At 60.5% G+C, this 17,571-nt stretch carries 16 protein-coding genes; 5 read left to right on the forward strand and 11 right to left on the reverse strand.

The features are described from left to right. The first annotated feature begins 12 nt into the window (after positions 1-12). Complete coding sequence (locus LPB19_RS05510) at positions 13-444, forward strand: GFA family protein (protein ID WP_228289223.1); 432 nt, start codon at positions 13-15, stop codon at positions 442-444. Between the two features lie 74 nt (positions 445-518). Here the strand turns inward: LPB19_RS05510 and LPB19_RS05515 are convergent, their stop codons facing one another. From LPB19_RS05515 to moaB, 4 genes are read right to left on the reverse strand one after another with little or no spacing between them, the layout of a single operon-like run. Continuing rightward, the gene (locus tag LPB19_RS05515) at positions 519-968 is read right to left on the reverse strand and encodes a molybdenum cofactor biosynthesis protein MoaE (RefSeq protein WP_206645100.1); all 450 of its coding nucleotides are present in this window, start codon (positions 966-968) and stop codon (positions 519-521) included. Between the two features lies 1 nt (position 969). After that, positions 970-1,230 (reverse strand): molybdopterin converting factor subunit 1, encoded by a 261-nt coding sequence (gene moaD / locus LPB19_RS05520; RefSeq protein WP_206645101.1) that lies wholly within the window; start codon positions 1,228-1,230, stop codon positions 970-972. Positions 1,231-1,232: 2 nt separating this feature from the next. Next, a complete protein-coding gene (locus LPB19_RS05525; protein ID WP_206645102.1) occupies positions 1,233-2,447 on the reverse strand; it encodes a molybdopterin molybdotransferase MoeA in 1,215 nt (404 codons plus the stop codon). Between the two features lie 34 nt (positions 2,448-2,481). Continuing rightward, positions 2,482-3,054, reverse strand: coding sequence for a molybdenum cofactor biosynthesis protein B (gene moaB, locus LPB19_RS05530; RefSeq protein WP_206645103.1), 573 nt, complete (start codon positions 3,052-3,054; stop codon positions 2,482-2,484). Between the two features lie 370 nt (positions 3,055-3,424). Here moaB and rho point away from each other — a divergent pair, with 370 nt between their 5' ends. From rho to LPB19_RS05545, 3 genes are all read left to right on the forward strand, one after another. Next, positions 3,425-4,687, forward strand: coding sequence for a transcription termination factor Rho (gene rho / locus LPB19_RS05535; RefSeq protein ID WP_206645104.1), 1,263 nt, complete (start codon positions 3,425-3,427; stop codon positions 4,685-4,687). Between the two features lie 259 nt (positions 4,688-4,946). Continuing rightward, a complete protein-coding gene (gene ubiD / locus LPB19_RS05540; protein WP_206645105.1) occupies positions 4,947-6,434 on the forward strand; it encodes a 4-hydroxy-3-polyprenylbenzoate decarboxylase in 1,488 nt (495 codons plus the stop codon). A gap of 12 nt (positions 6,435-6,446) precedes the next feature. After that, positions 6,447-7,442, forward strand: a complete 996-nt coding sequence (locus LPB19_RS05545; protein WP_206645106.1) for a 2Fe-2S iron-sulfur cluster-binding protein — start codon at positions 6,447-6,449, stop codon at positions 7,440-7,442. 35 nt (positions 7,443-7,477) lie between these two features. On the opposite strand, the gene LPB19_RS05550 is transcribed toward LPB19_RS05545, so the two are convergent. From LPB19_RS05550 to LPB19_RS05575, 6 genes are all read right to left on the reverse strand, one after another. Next, positions 7,478-8,719 carry a heme biosynthesis HemY N-terminal domain-containing protein gene (locus LPB19_RS05550; protein WP_206645107.1) on the reverse strand — a complete coding sequence of 414 codons (1,242 nt, stop codon included), beginning with the start codon at positions 8,717-8,719 and terminating at the stop codon, positions 7,478-7,480. Continuing rightward, a complete protein-coding gene (locus LPB19_RS05555) occupies positions 8,716-9,849 on the reverse strand; it encodes a uroporphyrinogen-III C-methyltransferase (RefSeq protein WP_206645108.1) in 1,134 nt (377 codons plus the stop codon). Before LPB19_RS05555 ends, LPB19_RS05550 begins: the two co-directional genes overlap by 4 nt. Positions 9,850-9,857: 8 nt before the next feature. Beyond that, positions 9,858-10,673 (reverse strand): uroporphyrinogen-III synthase, encoded by an 816-nt coding sequence (locus tag LPB19_RS05560; protein ID WP_206645109.1) that lies wholly within the window; start codon positions 10,671-10,673, stop codon positions 9,858-9,860. Next, positions 10,654-11,595 carry a hydroxymethylbilane synthase gene (gene hemC, locus LPB19_RS05565; protein ID WP_206645110.1) on the reverse strand — a complete coding sequence of 314 codons (942 nt, stop codon included), beginning with the start codon at positions 11,593-11,595 and terminating at the stop codon, positions 10,654-10,656. The genes LPB19_RS05560 and hemC overlap by 20 nt, the downstream gene beginning before the upstream one ends. Positions 11,596-11,681: 86 nt before the next feature. Continuing rightward, positions 11,682-12,428 carry a LytR/AlgR family response regulator transcription factor gene (locus LPB19_RS05570; protein WP_206645111.1) on the reverse strand — a complete coding sequence of 249 codons (747 nt, stop codon included), beginning with the start codon at positions 12,426-12,428 and terminating at the stop codon, positions 11,682-11,684. A 28-nt stretch (positions 12,429-12,456) separates the two neighbouring features. Next, positions 12,457-13,449 carry a sensor histidine kinase gene (locus LPB19_RS05575; RefSeq protein WP_206645112.1) on the reverse strand — a complete coding sequence of 331 codons (993 nt, stop codon included), beginning with the start codon at positions 13,447-13,449 and terminating at the stop codon, positions 12,457-12,459. A 176-nt stretch (positions 13,450-13,625) separates the two neighbouring features. On the opposite strand from LPB19_RS05575, the gene argH reads away from it, so the two are divergent. Continuing rightward, positions 13,626-15,038, forward strand: coding sequence for an argininosuccinate lyase (gene argH, locus LPB19_RS05580; RefSeq protein WP_206645113.1), 1,413 nt, complete (start codon positions 13,626-13,628; stop codon positions 15,036-15,038). Positions 15,039-15,063: 25 nt separating this feature from the next. On the opposite strand, the gene LPB19_RS05585 is transcribed toward argH, so the two are convergent. After that, on the reverse strand, positions 15,064-17,508 hold the full coding sequence (locus LPB19_RS05585; RefSeq protein WP_206645114.1) for an EAL domain-containing protein: 2,445 nt from the start codon (positions 17,506-17,508) through the stop codon (positions 15,064-15,066). Positions 17,509-17,571: the final 63 nt, after the last annotated feature.

Genomic DNA, 17,571 nt, shown 5'->3' on the forward strand with positions numbered 1-17,571 from the left:
GAGGAGAAAATCATGGCCAGTTCAACCTATCGGGGCCAATGTTTTTGTGGGGCGGTAAAATTTGAGGTCACGGGAGCACCCAAAGAAATGGGATATTGTCACTGTGAAAGCTGCCGTTCGTGGTCAGCATCCCCGTTGAACGGATTTACCCTTTGGGATACCAAAGACATTGCTATCACAGGAGGTGAAGACCAGGTCGGTGAGTACCGAAAAACTGAAAACAGTCATCGACGGTTTTGCAGAAACTGTGGTGGGCACCTGATGACTTATCATCCGGAGATGGGCTTGATTGACGTTTTCTCGGCAATGCTCCCGGAGCTTGTCTTCAAGCCCGAATTGCATGTCCACTATGGCGAAAAGGTACTGTCGGTTCTTGATGAGTTACCGAAATTTGCCGATTTGCCCGCAGAGCTTGGAGGGTCGGGTGTGCAGCTTACGGAATGAGACCGTTTGGCTTCGGGCGGCGGTGGCTTTCAAAACACAATACACGCAGTGTTCTTCCAGCGCCGCCCACCCGATCAGTCGTCCCAGGAGTCGGTCCGGGCCAAGTCCGTGTCCTTTTGCTCCACCCAGTGTTCACCGGATTCGCTCAGTTCTTTCTTCCAGAACGGCGCGGAGGTCTTCAGGGCATCCATGATGTACTCGCAGGCGGCAAAGGCATCACTGCGATGCGCGCTGCAGATCCCGACAAACACAATCTGCTCCTGCAGGGCCAGCCGACCAACCCGGTGGATCACCCGGGCCTTGCGCACATCCCAGCGCCTGGACGCCTCCTCGATCAATTCGGCAATGACTTGTTCTGTCATGCCCGGATAGTGCTCCAGGTAGAGCCCCTCGACGCCCTCCCTGTCGCCATGATCCCGAACCAGGCCGGTAAAGGTGGCGATAGCACCAGTGCCCGCGCCACTGTCCCTGAGGCCGGCATACTCGGCAGCCGGATCAAAGTCGTCGTTCTGGATTGAGATCATCTCAGCCTCCGGTCACCGGGGGGAAGAAGGCGACTTCGTCGCCGGGCTGCACTGGCGCTGTGGCTTTGGACATGGTCTGGTTAATCGCAATCATCACTGGCTGGTCGCCGTCGAGCTGGGCCCAGGGGCCAGAGCGCTGAGCCAGTTCAGACAGAATGTCACCGGCGGTCAGCCCCGGGGCGGCCGGAAAGGTCAGTTGCTCAGTGTCGAGCTCTTCCCGCAGGCGGGCAAAAAAACGAATGGTGATGGTGTCATTAGTCATGTTCAGGCCAACAGCTCGTTGAATGAATAATACGTTAGCAGATCTCCGGGACTGACCCGAGTGTTTTCGGGCACCACGGCCAGGCCGTCGGCCCAGCAGGCGGAACTGAGCATGCCGGAACTTTGGTTCGGGTAGGTCTCAAGCCAGCACTGGTTTGACCGGTGTACCCTGCGGACCCGGACAAACTCGCGCCGAACGGAAGTTTCGTGCACGGAAAACTCCGCTGGAAGTGCTTCTCCTGCTGGCTCTAGCCCGGGGCGTCCCTGGCACTTGCGGATAAACGGCATGGCCACCATCAGGAAGGTCACCAGAACCGACGCCGGGTTGCCCGGCAGACCCAGAACCGGGGTGTTGTCGACGTGGCCGAAGGCCAGCGGTTTTCCGGGTTTGATCGCCAGGCGCCACAGGGACAGGGTGGAGGATTGCTCCAGAACCGCCCGTACATGGTCTTCCTCGCCCACCGATACGCCGCCACTGGTGATGATCAGATCTGCCTGGCCGGCTGCCCGGAGCAGGGTGTCGGCCGTGGTGGCGCGATCGTCGGCCAGTGACTCGCACAGTGTTACCGCGCAGCCGGCCTGCTCCAGCAGACCGAGCAGGGTATAGCGGTTGGTGTTATAGATCTGGCCCGGTGCCAGAGGTGTGCCCGGATCGACGAGTTCGTCACCTGTGGTGAGTATGGCTACGTTGAGCTTGCGCTTGACCGGCACCTGCGCCAATCCAATGGAGGCCAGAAGGCCCATCTCCTGGGGGCGGATCAGGGTGCCTTTGAGCAAGGCATGGCTGCCTTTGCTGAGGTCCTGTCCGCGCCGGCGGATGTTCTGACCTTCGCTGACGTCAGCATGAATGGTGATGCCGTCATCGGAGATGTCGACACGTTCTTGCATCACCACCGCGTTGGCTCCGGGCGGAATCTCCGAGCCGGTAAATATTCGAACCGCGCTGCCCGGTGCCAGCTGTCTCGGTGCCTGGCCTGCGGGAATCCGGTCGGAAACCGGGAGTGGCTGGCCTGGTCGCACGTCTTCGACGCGCACCGCATAACCATCCACGGAGCTGTTGTCCGCCGGCGGTACATCGGCGGGCACCAGCTGGTCTTCGGCCAGAACCCGGTGCAGTGATTCGGTCAGGTTGACCGTCTCGGTAGCCATCACCTCACCGGCCATGGCTAGCAGGTGATCGATGGCCGCTTCGAGCGGCGTCAGTTGGGGGGCGGCCATGCGTTCAAGCTCCTTGGTTTGGTCCGAAACAGCGCTATCGGGAGGCGTGTTGCCCGATGATGTCGTTCAGTCGATCAAAAGCACGCTCGGGTTTTCTCAGTGCCAGCGCGGCAAAGTTGCAGGGCGTGTGGCGGCTGTCCAGCTGGGGTTTGAGAATGTGCTCCCATCCGGTACGGCAGGCCCCGGTGGACCCGGGCAGACAGAATACAACCGTGTGGTTGGCCAGGCCGCCAAAGGCGCGGGACTGAATGGTCGACGAAGCAATTTCGGAGGCGGACAGTCTGCGGAATTCTTCACCGAAGCCCTCAATGGTTTTGTCCAGTAGCGGTGCAACCGCCTCGGGGGTGGAGTCGCGCTCATTGAAACCGGTGCCCCCGGTGATGATGATTCCGTGAATGGCCGGGTCGGCAATCCATTTGGCTATCAACGCTCGTACCAGATACACGTCGTCGGGCAGCAGGCGTCGTGCCAGTAGTTGATGGCCCGCCGCCAGGATCTGGTCCTCCAGGAACTGGCCGGAGGTGTCCTGGTCCGGGCCGCGGGAATCCGACACCGTCAGAAGGGCGATGTTCAGTGGAATGAGTTCACTGGTGATGTCACTGCTCATGGTTGGAACTCCGAAGAATGTAATCGTTTTTCTGACAGTATCGGTGTGAAATCGGGTTATGGGAAGACCGACCAAAGAGGGGCGTCAGTGGCAATCAAAACCCTGCCGGTGCCAGCAGCATGAATTTGATGTTAATTTGGCCAGTGCACTTGACATGTGCCGCCGAAGTGGCCGAATATCAAACCTGCTCGGCAAACGGTTGTTTCCCATCCCGGCTCCAGTCCCATACACACCGGATTCCATCTACAACCGGTTGCTCCACCTGGCCAGCATCACGTTCAACGACGACAAGCTTTGACCAAACTGATCAGGGGTCAGCCCTGTCATTCCATTATTCGTTTAATTCCATTCCTGAAAATCCAACAAAACTATGAATCTTACTGAACTCAAGCAGAAATCCATGCCCGAATTGCTCGAAATTGCGCAAGAGATGGGCCTCGATAACCTTGCCCGTTCGCGCAAGCAGGATGTCATTTTTACGATCCTGAAGAAGCACGCCAAAAGCGGGGAGGATATTTACGGGGACGGCGTGCTGGAGATTCTGCAGGACGGTTTTGGTTTCCTTCGCTCCGCCGACGCTTCCTACCTGGCGGGACCCGACGACATCTACGTGTCCCCGAGCCAGATTCGTCGTTTTAACCTGCGTACCGGTGACACCATTGCCGGCAAAATCCGGCCGCCGAAGGACGGCGAGCGATACTTCGCGCTGCTGAAAGTTAACGAGATTAACTTCGACAAGCCGGACAACGCACGCAACAAGATTCTGTTTGAGAACCTTACACCGCTGTTTCCCCAGGAGCGGCTGTTGCTTGAGGCGGGTAATGGCAGTACCGAAGACCTCTCGTCACGGGTTCTGGATCTGGTGGCACCGATCGGTAAAGGCCAGCGTGGCCTGATCGTCTCTCCGCCCAAGGCCGGTAAGACCCTGCTGATGCAGGGAATCGCCCAGTCGATCACCCGGAACAATCCCGAATGTTACGTGATGGTACTGCTGATCGACGAGCGCCCGGAGGAAGTAACCGAGATGCAGCGCACTGTGCGCGGCGAAGTAATTGCCTCCACCTTCGATGAACCTCCGGCGCGTCACGTGCAGGTGGCTGAAATGGTGATCGAGAAGGCCAAGCGTCTGGTCGAACACAAGAAAGACGTGGTCATCCTGCTGGACTCCATCACCCGTCTGGCCCGTGCCTACAACACCGTCATCCCGTCATCCGGCAAGGTGCTGACCGGGGGTGTGGATGCCCATGCGCTCGAGAAGCCCAAGCGTTTCTTCGGTGCAGCCCGTAACGTGGAAGAAGGCGGAAGCCTGACTATTCTGGCCACGGCACTCGTAAACACCGGTTCCAAGATGGACGAAGTGATCTACGAAGAGTTCAAGGGTACCGGTAACATGGAGGTCCACCTGGACCGTAAGATCGCCGAGAAGCGGACCTACCCGGCTATGAATATCCGCAGTTCCGGCACCCGCCGGGAGGATCTGCTGATGAGCGAAGCCGATATCCAGCGTATCTGGATCCTGCGCAAGCTCCTGCACTCCATGGAAGATGACACTGCGGCCATCGAGTTCCTGCTGGACAAACTCAAAGACACCAAGACCAACGACGAATTCTTCCAATCGATGAAGCGTCGTTAAGCCGGCCTGCGGATAGGCGCTGGCGCGCCGGCGGTCAGAGGCCGGCAGCGCCGGGATGTCTTATCCCGAGTAAGCCCGGGCTACATCCCTGTAGTCCGGGTTTTTCCATTCCCGGCAAGAGGTCGTTGGAGATAGGCCATTCGGGCCCGGTTTCCCCAGGTGCCTGTGCGTTCCCCACCTATTCTGACCTGGCGCCCGGGCCTAAACATCCGATCGGCCCTTTATCCCGTAAACTAGCCCGAAACCTTCGGAGCAAACGATGAAATACAACGATCTGAGAGACTTCATTGATCAGCTGGAAACGCTGGGCGAATTGAAGCGCATCTCTGTTGAAGTTGATCCCCATCTGGAAATGACGGAAATCTGCGACCGCGTTTTGCGGGCCGAGGGTCCGGCATTGCTGTTTGAAAATCCGAAAGGTTATGACATGCCCGTGTTGGCCAACCTGTTTGGCACTCCTCGACGGGTGGCCTTGGGTATGGGGCAGGACAATGTCACTGCCTTGCGGGACATAGGCAAGCTGCTGGCGTTTCTCAAGGAGCCGGATCCCCCCAAGGGCTTCAAGGATGCGATTGAGAAACTACCGGTGTTCCGGCAGGTCATGCGGATGAGCCCGAAGGTACTCCGGTCGGCGCCCTGCCAGGAGGTGGTGATCGAGAAGGATCGGGTGGATCTGTACCAGATTCCGGTACAAACCTGCTGGCCAGGGGATGCCGGACCACTGGTGACCTGGCCGCTGGTCATTACCCGCGGGCCCCACAAAGAACGTCAGAATCTCGGCATTTACCGCCAGCAGGTGATTGGCCGGAACCGGTTGATCATGCGCTGGCTCAGCCACCGCGGCGGGGCACTGGATTTTCAGGAATTTCAGAAAATGCATCCGGGCGAGCCTTACCCGGTTGCCGTCGCGCTCGGTGCGGACCCGGCCACCATACTGGGCGCCGTCACCCCGGTGCCAGACACGCTGTCGGAATATGCCTTTGCCGGCTTGCTGCGAGGTAGCCGGACCGAGCTGGTGAATTGTGGCCTGAGTGATTTACAGGTGCCGGCCAGTGCCGAGATTGTGCTGGAAGGCTTTATCTACCCGGACGACATGGCCCCGGAAGGCCCGTTCGGGGATCACACCGGCTATTACAACGAAGTGGAACAGTTCCCGGTGTTCACGGTGGAGCGAATCACCCATCGTAGGGACCCGATCTATCACAGTACCTACACTGGCCGCCCGCCCGATGAACCCGCTATTCTGGGGCTGGCCCTGAACGAAGTGTTTATCCCCATTCTGCAGAAGCAATTCCCGGAGATCGTTGATTTCTATCTTCCGCCGGAGGGCTGCTCCTACCGTCTCGCGGTGGTGACGATGAAGAAACAGTACCCGGGCCATGCCAAACGGGTGATGATGGGGGTATGGTCGTTCCTGCGGCAGTTCATGTACACCAAGTTTGTGATCGTGACCGATGACGATGTGAACGCCCGGGACTGGAAAGACGTGATCTGGGCAATCACCACCCGCATGGACCCGGCCAGGGATACCACTCTGGTGGAAAGCACCCCGATAGATTATCTGGATTTCGCCTCGCCCGTTGCCGGACTCGGGTCGAAGATGGGGTTGGATGCAACCAACAAGTGGCCGGGTGAAACCGACCGTGAGTGGGGCTCGCCCATCACCATGACCGATGAAGTTCGCCAGCGGGTGGACGAACTCTGGGATCAGCTTGGCCTTGAAACTTCGGGCCAACGCCCCGACTGATAGGGCAGCAGGGTGTATCATGTCGTTCTTGAACCCTCCGGGCTTGTCGTTCAGGCTGGCCCGCAGGATGACCTTCTCAGTGCCGCCGCCGAGGCCGGTGTGGCGGTTCCCGCGGCCTGTCGTAATGGGGTGTGTGAAATCTGCGAGGCCAGGCTGCTGGCCGGCCAGGCCCTGAACACCCGTAACCAACACACAATACAGGTTGGCGAACGCTTGATGCTGTGTCGCAGTCGGGCGCTCGAAAACCTAACTTTGGAGATAAACGCTGTTATGGCAGCCGGAGCTATTCAGCCGCGCAAATTTCAGGCAAAAGTCGTCGATGTTCGATCCATCAATCACGATGTGTATCGGGTGGAACTTGAACTTCCCAGACGACGAGAGCTGACCTTTCACGCGGGGCAGTATCTGTCCGTGAGTCTCCCGGACCAGGGGCCAAGCTTTTTTTCCATTGCCAGTAGCCCCGAAGCCAAGAATCTGGAGCTGCACATCCAGGCATCACCGGACTGGGGCTCTGCCCAGAAAGTCATCGACGCCCTGTCGCCCGGTGCGGAAGTGACGCTCGAACTGCCGTATGGCAGGGCCTGTCTGGCAGCAGCGCCCACGAAACCGTTGTTTCTGGTGGCTGCGGGCACGGGCTTTGCCCAGATGAAGAGCCTGATGGACTACCTGGCGGGAACCACTTACGACCAGCCCATCAAGTTCTTCTGGGGGGTGCGCCGGCACGAAGACATGTACCTGCGGTCCATGGCGCAGCAGTGGGAAGCCGATTCTTCGACGTTTACCTTTCTCCCGGTGGTCGGTGACGACGAGGACAATGACTGGAGCGGCCACCACGACCAGTTGGTGCGGGCTGTTCTCGCAGCGGGCAGTGACTGGGCAAATGTGGAAGTGCACGCCAGCGGCTCACCAACCATGGTGTACACCCTGATGGATGCGTTGGTGGAGGCTGGCTTGCCGCAAGACGCGTTTTTCTCGGATGTGCTGGAGTATGCACCCCGCAACCGATGACTGAATGGGCCGGATAGCAGTTCCGGCCCGTTACTTCAGGCCTTCGGCATCGGCAGTTCGGGCAGGCTGTTGTCTTTTGCCAGTCCCTGCATCATCAGCTTGATGCTGATTTCTTCCTCGCCCATGTGCGCGTTCAACCGGCTCAGCTCGGCCAGTGTTTCCCGGCTCCGGCGCAGGCGAAGGCTGGTTTCAAAGTATTCCCGCGCTTTACCCCAGAGCTCATTGCGAAGGCTCAGGCGCCCCAGTGCCAGCAATAGCTCGGGGTTGTTCGGGCGGTCTTTCAGCCACTGCTCGGCCATGATCAGTTGCTCGTCTGGATGCTGCCCCTCGATGCGGCCATACAGGTTGATCAGCTCGTCACTCCAGTGATTACGCAGGACCTTGCGCAGCAAGGTTTCGGTCTGGGCTTCGTCGCCAAGGCTGGCGAGCAGGCGGGCGTAGTCCCGGATGGTGTATTCATCGCGGCGAAGGTAGCCGGGCAGCTCATCCCAGAGTCGGGTTAACGGTTCCAGTGAGGCCTCAGGGTCTTCCTGCCGGCGCCTGAGGCAGTCCTCCGCAGCGCTCTCCAACAGGTTGTGCCATACCTGGCGCTGGAGCTCATGGAATTCGCTTTCGGGCAAGACATCGTGTTTTTTCAGTTCCGGCAGGAGTTTTGCCAGTTCTCGCCAGTCTTCCAGCTTCAGGTAGGTGTTCTTCAGCAGCTTCAGTACGAATGGGTGATGGGGAGACTGCTTTCTCAGCCTGATCAACGTGGCCAGGGCCTGTTCGAGTCGGTTACCGGCCAGTTGCAGCTGGGCCTGCGTGATACCGACCGCCATGTCAGAGCCCGGAGTGCTCTCGAAGGCCTGGCGGAGCAGGTCCTCAACGCCATCATAATCGCCACACTCGAATGACGCCTGGGCTGCTGCAAGGTAGTTGATCAGTGGCGTGTCAGCGTTGCTTGCCGATGTGGTGAGCAGCTTCCGTGCGCGTGGCCAATTGCCTTCGGCCAGTGCCAACAGACCGCTGGTGGTGCGCCGGCGAGCCCGCCGCTTGTTGCCACGGGACAGCCAGCTCTTGACCGCGCCACCGCTGCGGCGCATGCGACGCAGCAGGCTAATCGCCAGCTGAATGAGCAGGGTGATCACCACCAGCAGGCCCAGCCCGACCCAGAAATTGGTTTCTACCAGGTAGTTGCCAAAACTGACCCGGATGTAGCCGAGGTCATACTGCAGGCCCAGTGCCAGACCGGTACCAATCAGCAGGGCTACCAAGACGATGAGTAACACGCGAATCATGAATTGCCGCCTCCGTTACTGCCTCCGGAACTCCGGTTGGAGTCTTCCTTGGGGGCCAGGCGGCCTGCCAGACGTTGCTTGAGCAGCGACAGGGACTGGCTGATGTCCGGCAGGTCCGGGTCAACGTCCTTGCCCGCCAGTTCTTTCAGGGTGTCGGCCAGCGCGCTGACGCGGGGATGGCTGTCGTCATACCAGTTGTCGATGGTGTCGGTGGCTTTGGTCAGCGCTCGCTCGTACAGCGTCTGGTTGCCCCTGAGCACCGCCATCTCCGCTTCCTCGAGCATCAGCTGCAGGTTGAGGCGGGCGTAGGCGCTCTGGTCCGGCGACAGCAGAGGCTTGACCGGTTCGTCCATGCGGCGGACGACAACCACCTGCATCATGGTTTCCTTGAAGTCAGTCCACGCCAGGTCAAGGGCATCGGGTTCCTCGGTGCCTTCTGACGCCGGGTCGTCGGTGTCCTCAATGGTAAAGTCTGGCGCCTCGCTGTTGATCAGCGCCTGATCGGTCAGCTGGTGGACACTGTCAATGGCGGCTTCCAGGGTCAGGTAGAGTCCCGTGCGATCCACGCCACTGATGCTCTTGAGGCTGAGGATTTCCTTGGCGATTTGCTGGCGTACCGGGTAGACCCCGATGTCGTCGGACTCTTTCAGCACTTCATCCGCCGATTGCAGCGCCGAAAGGGCGCCCTTGATATCTTTTTCGATGATCAGGCGCTGATTGGCGATACGCAGCAGGTACTCGGCTTCGGCCAGCAGCCAATCGGTTCGGGTCCGATTACCGGATTCCAATAGCTCGCGGGCGTTGTGGTCGATCTGGCGCTGCTGGGTGGCGATCAGTTCCCGCTGCTCGCTCAGCTTGCTTTCTAGGCTTTGCAGGCGCTGGCTTTGTTGACTGCGGCCGTCACCCAGGCGGTCAGCCAATTGCGAGGTGTCGGTTTTCAGGTCAGCGACGGCCTGAATCAAGGCTTGGTTGTTGTTCCACTGTTGCCAGTTCCACAGCCCGAGCGCAATCGCCGCGGCCAGGGCCAGCAGCGCTATCAGCCACACCGGCCAGATGCGCGGGCGTGCGGGTTTTTCTTTGGCAATCGGGGCAGGCAGCTGTTCTTTTGCTTCTTCTGTTGTCTCAGTCACGGGCGTCCTTACTTGGCTGATCCGAAGCCACCGTCCCGGCCGCGAAGTTGCTCTGCAACACAGGCCACGATGTCAGTATCGGCAAGGCTTCCTGGTATACACGGGTTTACGAACCCTGCTGCTCGGGCCTGTTCGGCAACGCGGGCGGCGGGCACAATCAATAACCTATCGTGTAGATTATGGCTGCTATTTCCGCATAGTGCGATGAGATTGTTCAAGGTTTCGCCAGATAGCGCAACGATGGCATCGGGTTCGAAGTCATTGATGGCACTCTGAATCTCTTGCCCGGTGTAGTCAGGTGCGCGTCGCCGGTACAGGGCCAGAGGCGTTACCTGAGCGCCCCGCTGCTCCAGGGTGTGCCGGATCAGTTCGCGACCGTCCTCGCCGCGAGCCAACAGTACTCGCTCCCCGGACAGTTGTGCCAGAGAGGGCAGTGCCAGCAGCGCTTCGCTGGTCCAGCCCGCGGCGGGCTTTCGGGTGCTGATGCCGTGATCGGTGAGTACCGATGCGGTGCCTGAGCCGACCGCATACCAGCGGATGCCGGCTGGGAGCTGGGGCCACCAGGTGTCCAGAACGTCCAGCAGCAGTCGTGCAGCGTAAGGGCTGACAACGATGATATGGGTGAACTGGTCCAGATTCAGGATCAGTGTGCGCCGCTCCGGAGTCTCCGGCAGTCGCTGGCGCTCAATCAGGGGGAAAGTGCGGGTATCGGCACCGGCGGCCCGGAAGCATCCGGCCAGGCGGGATGCTTCGGGTTCGGGCCGGCAAATGAGGATGCGCCGGCCGGACAGCGGTGGTGTGGTGTCAGCGTGGGGTGTGGCCATAAATTTCCGCGAGCACCTTGTCAGCGCCAAGCGCCAGCAGGTCTTCCGCCAGTTCCCTGCCCAGGCGCTCGCCCTCTTGGCGCGGCGCGCGACCCTCGACCCGGAAAATCTGACTGCCGTCAACGGAGCCCACCAGTCCCCGTAGCCAGAGCGTATCGTCATCTTCCAGCAGCGCATACGCGGCGATAGGCACCTGACAGCCGCCTTCGAGCCGGCGATTCAGTGCTCGTTCAGCGGTGACCCGGTCCCAGGTATCGACATGGTTCAGGTCGGCCAGCATGTCCCGCAATTCGGTGTCATCCAGCCGGCATTCGATGCCGAGGGCGCCCTGGCCCACGGCGGGCAGGGAGACGGTGTCCGGCATTGCGTAGCGAATACGGTCATGGAACCCCAGTCGCTTCAGGCCGGAACTGGCGAGAACAATGGCGTCAAAGTTGCCCGCATCCAGTTTGGCCAGGCGCGTATTGACGTTGCCACGCAGCACGTGGATTTTCAGATCCGGGCGATAGGCCCGGAGCTGGGCTTCCCGCCGCAGGCTGGCGGTGCCGACCACAGCGCCCTCCGGCAGGGCGTCGACGTTGTCGTAGTGATTGCTGACAAAGGCGTCGGTGGGGTCCTCCCGTTCACAGATGGCCACCAGGCCGAGCCCGTCCGGGAAGTGCATTGGTACGTCCTTCATGGAGTGCACCGCCAGATCCGCACGGCCATCCAGCATGGCTTCTTCGAGTTCCTTAACGAACAGGCCCTTGCCGCCAATCTTTGCCAGCGGCACATCCAGGATCTTGTCGCCCTGGGTTTTGATCTTGACCAGTTCCACAGCCACGTTGCTGTTCAGGCGTTCCAGTTCCGCCTTGATGAATTCTGCTTGCCAGAGCGCGAGTGCGCTGCTGCGGGTTGCGATGCGAAGGGTTCGTTTGGACATGACACTCACAATCGGTTCGAAGTAGTTGCGCCAAGGGTACCTTGTGATTGGTAAAATGTCCCGCGCCCGGGCGTCGCCATGGGCCTCTATCCCGGTTGGTGGTCCTGCAGCCACTGGCGCACGCCACTGGCATGGCGACGGCTGACCGGCAGGTGGCCACGTCCGGCCTTGAGCTGGACCATCGCCTGGCCCTCATCCGTCCGTGTCAGGGCCTGAATGAAGCGGACGCCCACCAGGGTCTGGCGATGTATACGCAGCAGGTGATTGGGATACGTGCTCTCGAGTTCTTTCAGGGTGTAATCGGACACGGTTTCGCCCTGAGTGTGGTGCAGGGTGACGTACTTCTGATCGGCCTCGCAGTACAGGATGTTGGCGAGGTCGATGAGTTCGGTGCCGCGATGAGTGCGCACTGCCAGTTGCTCGTCGCTGGCCTGAGTCAGGTTGCCCAGAGTCTGGGCCTGAACCCGGTTAATGCGCCCGGCGCGCTGCAGAGCGTCGGCCAGGGCTTCCTTGCGCACCGGCTTGAGCAGATACGCCATGGCCTGTACCCCGAAGGCCTGAATCGCATAGTTATCGTAAGCGGTACAGAAAATAAGAGCCGGCGGGTTAGCGACTTGCCCCAGCCGGGCCGCCGCCGCCATGCCGTCCAAACCGGGCATGCGGATGTCCAGCAGCATGATGTCCGGCTCCAGTTCCGCTACCTGAGCAAGGGCGTTGTCGCCATCGGTCGCCTCTCCGCAGACTTCGTAACCGGGCAAGGCGTCCACCAGGCGTCGCAGGCGCTCGCGCGCCAGAGGCTCGTCGTCGGCAATCAGAATGCGGCGGTTGGTCATGGCAGTGCGCTGCACCTCGTCGTTGCGGTTAGTGGGTTGATCCGGTGCCGGATTGGGCCGGGACATTCTGGCGCGGCAGTCGCAGGGTGACGGTATACGTATCGTTCTGCTGACTGTGTTTCAACACCGCGGGCTCGCCGAACAGGGCGGCAAGGCGGGACTGAATGTTGGACAGTGCCATACGGTTGCCTTCGTGTTGGCGATCGGTCTGATCCGGCTTGGGGTTCTGCACTAACAGGTAGACAAACTGGCCCCGGGCCTGCGCTTCGATGCGTACCGTGCCGCCGGCGGCACTGGGCTGGATGCCATGGTAAATGGCGTTCTCGACCAGCGGTTGCAGGGCCAGTGGCGGAATGGCCTGCCGCTCCAGTGCCGGATCAATGTGCCACTCGACGTGCAGGCGATCCCCCAGGCGCAGGGCCTCAATGCCCAGGTAGCGTTGGCACAGTTCCAGTTCCCGCCCGAGCGGCACCAGCTGGTCGGTGTTGCGCAGGCTGGCCCGGAACAGCTCGGACAGATCGAGCACCGCCTCTTCGGCCTGTTCCGGGTTGATGGCAATGAGGCTGGCGATGGTGTTCATGCTGTTGAACAGAAAGTGGGGCTGAATCCTCGCTTGCAGTGCCGCCAGGTGCGCCTGCATTTCCGCCTCTCGCTGTTGTTGCCATTGGTGCTGCAGGTAAAAATAACGCAGCGCGATCAACACAATAAGCAGTGCCATCAGCATTTTCTTGGCAATGCTTTGCCAGGCCGATACGCCCTGGTTGGGCTGCAGGAGGCTGTCGGCAAACAGACTGAAGGCCAGGACATCCAGCAGCACGATTGTGACAATACAGAGCGTGGCCAGGGGTATGGAAAGCTGGGCCAGTTTGCCCCGAAGCACACAGATCAGCGCTGCGCTGGTGAGGGTGGTCCACTGCACAAATAACGACAGCAGACCAAAAAAACTCCAGTCGATCCAGCCGGATTCGGCCTGCACAATGGCCAGCACCAGCACCAGGAGCTCACTGGTCACCAGTAGCATGAAAACGGCCCGCACCCGGCACAGGTCCGGAACGAAAAAGTCGTTGGCTGTTACTGCTTTGTCGCCTCTCAGGGGTGGCTCCTTACACGGGTCGGAATGCTATACTCGCGCCACATCCAATGTACCTTATTACCTCCCGCCAGATGATGCCGGGCTGTCAGCAGGAAAGATAGATCATGACGGATCAGAAAAAATCTGAACAGAGCACAACCTCCGAAAAACCCTGGGGTGGACGTTTCAGCGAGCCCACCGATGCCTTTGTTGAGCGTTTTACCGCTTCGGTCGGCTTTGATCAGCGTCTGTACCACCATGACATCACCGGCTCCATTGCCCACGCCACCATGCTGGCCGCGGTGGGCGTGCTTACTGAGCAGGAACGGGACACCATTATCGACGGCCTGAAGGCTGTGAAGTCAGACATCGAGTCGGGTGCCTTCGAGTGGTCTGTCAGCCTGGAAGACGTTCATATGAACATCGAAGCCCGCCTGACTGACCGGATCGGTATCACGGGTAAGAAACTGCATACCGGGCGCAGCCGGAATGACCAGGTTGCCACCGATATCCGTTTGTACCTGCGGGATGAGATCGATGTGATTGCTGAAGAACTCAATCGCCTGCAGGCCGGTTTGCTGGATCTGGCCGAGCGCGAGGCGGACACCATCATGCCCGGTTTTACCCACCTGCAAACCGCCCAGCCGGTGACGTTCGGGCACCATCTGCTGGCGTGGTACGAAATGCTGGTACGCGACGCCGATCGCCTGCAGGACTGCCGCAAGCGGGTGAACGTGATGCCCCTGGGCGCGGCCGCCCTGGCCGGCACCACTTACCCGATCGACCGAAACATGACTGCCGAGCTGCTGGGGTTTGATCGCCCGACTGAGAACTCGCTGGATTCGGTCAGTGACCGGGATTTTGCCATCGAGTTCTGCAGCTTCGCGTCACTGCTGATGACCCATCTGTCCCGCTTCAGTGAAGAGCTGGTGCTGTGGACGTCGGCCCAGTTCGACTTCATCGATCTGCCGGACCGGTTCTGCACAGGGTCGTCGATCATGCCGCAGAAGAAGAACCCGGATGTGCCTGAGCTGGTGCGGGGCAAGACGGGTCGGGTGAACGGTCACCTGATCAGCCTGCTCACCCTGATGAAAAGCCAGCCGCTGGCCTACAACAAGGACAATCAGGAAGACAAGGAGCCGCTGTTTGACACCGTCGATACCATCAAGGGCTGCCTGAAGGCCTACGCCGATATGGTGCCGGCGATTCGCGCCAAGGCAGACAACATGCGCGTCGCCGCCAAACGGGGCTTCTCAACGGCCACCGATTTGGCGGATTACCTGGTGAAGCAAGGGGTTGCGTTCCGGGATGCCCATGAAATTGTCGGCAAGTCCGTCGCGTTCGGCGTGGCCGAGGGGCGTGACCTGTCTGACATGACTCTGGAAGAGCTGCGTCAGTTCTCCGATGTCATTGGTGAAGATGTGTTCGATGTACTGACTCTGGAAGGTTCGGTGCAGGCGCGGAACCATCTGGGCGGGACTGCTCCGGATCAGGTGCGGGCGGCCGTGGCGCGTGCCCGCACTCAGCTGACGGGCTGACGCGCCATCACTGCCGGGCGCCTGGCTAACCGCCGATTCGCCCGGTAGTGAGCTGAACCGCCGCCGGCGTCAGCTCGGATAGCGGCCGGGGGAGGGACAGCTTGAATCCCTGGCCGTAATGGATGCCCAAGGTGCGCACCTTGCGCAGGGTGTCCTCGTTCTCGATAAAGGTTGCGACGGTCACTTTGCCTGCCGCTTCCGCAATCCGGTGCAGGGCTTCGACCATCACCTGTTGCACCGGATCATCCTCCAGATGCTCCATCATCCGTCGATCCAGCTTGATGATATCCACCGGCAACCTGGCCGCCAGGCGATAGCTCTCAATCGAGGCGCCGGCACCGTCCAATGCGACTCGACAGCCGACCCGATGCAGGGCATCACACAGCACCGAGACGTCATCCGGATACTGGGTGGCGTGGGCTTCGCGAATTTCAAAGCAGAAGCTTTCCGAATCAAAGCTTGAGTCACTCAGCAGGCTTTCCACAAAGTCCGCAAAGGTGTCATCGAGCACGCTCGCCAACGACAGGTTGAAGCCGCAGTACTTGAGTCGGGGTTCCAGCAGGGGCTGCTCATTCAGCCAGGCGAAGGTCTGCCGGATCACCTGGCGGTCCAGGCGCTTGGCCAGATCAAAGCGTTCGGCGATGGGCAGGAACTGGTCCGGTCGCAACGCATTCTGGGTTGCCTTGTCACCGGGAACGCGGGCCAGGATTTCAATGTGGTCGCCCCAGGTGGCGCTGGCGACGGGCTTGAAGGATTGGTATTCGAGGATCAGCCGGTTGTTGTCCAGAGCCTCCCGGATCTGGTCAACCTGGTCAGACACCTGGCTGTCGTCGACATGCTCGCCCACGGCATGGGCGGCATGAATACGGTTGCGGCCGGAAATCTTGGCAACGTGGCACAGGTCTGCCGCCTGGCTCAGCAACAGCTCGGGATCGCTCGGGACATCGCTGTCCATGATCAACAGGCCACCGGAGGCGGTGGTCTGCAGGCTTTCACCCTGCCACTGGAAGACGAATTCAGAGATGGACGCAAGGATGCTGTCGGCAATCTTCCTGGCTCGTGTTTCCGGACAATTTTCAATCAGCAGGGCAAAGGTATCGCCGGACAGGCGGGACAAGGCATCCCGCTGGCGAACCCGGACGCCCAGATTGCCGGCCAGTTCCCGCAGGTAGCGATCGCAGGTTCCGCTGCCGGTCAGGTCGTTGAAGCGTTCGAATTTGTCGAGATCGAGGTACAGCAGGCTGTCGCAGGATTCCCGATGGGTTTTTTGTTCCAGTGTTCTCAGCAAGCTGGCGATAAAGGCGCGCCGGTTCATCAGGCCGGTGACCGGGTCGTGGCGAATGCGGTAGTCACTGCTGGCACTGTGGCTGACGCGCTGGGTGATGTCGCGGGCCACATGCACCGCGCCGGTGGTTTCGCCCTGATCATTGGTCAGGCGCTGGTAGTGGAACTCGTACACCGGTAGTTCCCTGTTCTGCTGCGCCAGGGGCATTTCCACCACGAAGCTGTCCCGCTCCAGGGCCCGCTGCCATAGCCGTTCGATCAAGCGTCGCTCATTGGGGTAGTCGTGCAGCAGCGCCTTCAGGTTGTCGCCGGCTTTTGGCCGGGCGTTGAAAATGGTCTCGAACTGCTGGACGAACGCATGGTTGCAGTGCAGCAGGTTGAGCTCCCGGTCCACCGCCGCCACCAGATCCGGGGTGGCGGCGGTGGTGGCGGCCAGAATCCGGTTGGCGTCACGGCGGGCCTGGTCCCGTTGCATCTCGCGGGTCTGGTCAACAATGGTGCCGCCGACCCGGTTGGCGCGATCCGCCAGCTTCAGCGCGCGGCCGGTGATGGTCACCCTGCGCACATTCTGCCGGGAGGTCAGGATGTCCAGCTGCAGCGAAAACGGTTGCCCGGTACGGAGGCAGCGGCGAAACATTGCTCGCACCCGGGACTGACCGGTCTGGCAGTAGAAAAGCGCCTGTTCGGGGGTGATCTCGGTATCCGTGCGCAGTTCCAGAAGGCGGTACAGGCCATCGGTCCAGGTCATTTCATTGCTCTGGGTGTCGAGCTCCCAGATCCCGGCACTGGCGGTGTCCTCGGCCAGTTTCAGCAGTCGGGGGTCGGTCGCGCCGATGTCGCGGTGGGAAATGGTCGCTGAAGCTGCGGTGTCCGAGTCGCGCATGCTCAGGCGCATGCTGAGGCTGGCGGTGAAGAAAAAGCCTTCTTTGTGCCGGAAGGTCACCAGCACCTTGTGACCGCGCTCGATCCGGTTCCAGTTGGCGGGTACGAAAGGGTCGTCCTGTCGCGATGCCAGTATGCCGTGGACCGACTGCCCCTGCAGTTCTCGGGGCTCATAACCCAGTACCGCTTCGACGTAGCGGTCGGCGAACAGAACCGTACCTTCATCGTCGATGCGCAGCAGGGTACTGCGGTCGGAAGTCTGTGGCTGATCAGCACGGTAGCGACGAATGACGAACTCTTTCACGACGGATGAGCCTCGGTAATCTTGGGAACGGGGTGCCGGAGATCCGGAACGCGTGACAACGTA

The sequence above is a fragment of the Marinobacter salinisoli genome, from assembly GCF_017301335.1.
Classification (GTDB): Bacteria; Pseudomonadota; Gammaproteobacteria; order Pseudomonadales; family Oleiphilaceae; genus Marinobacter; species Marinobacter salinisoli.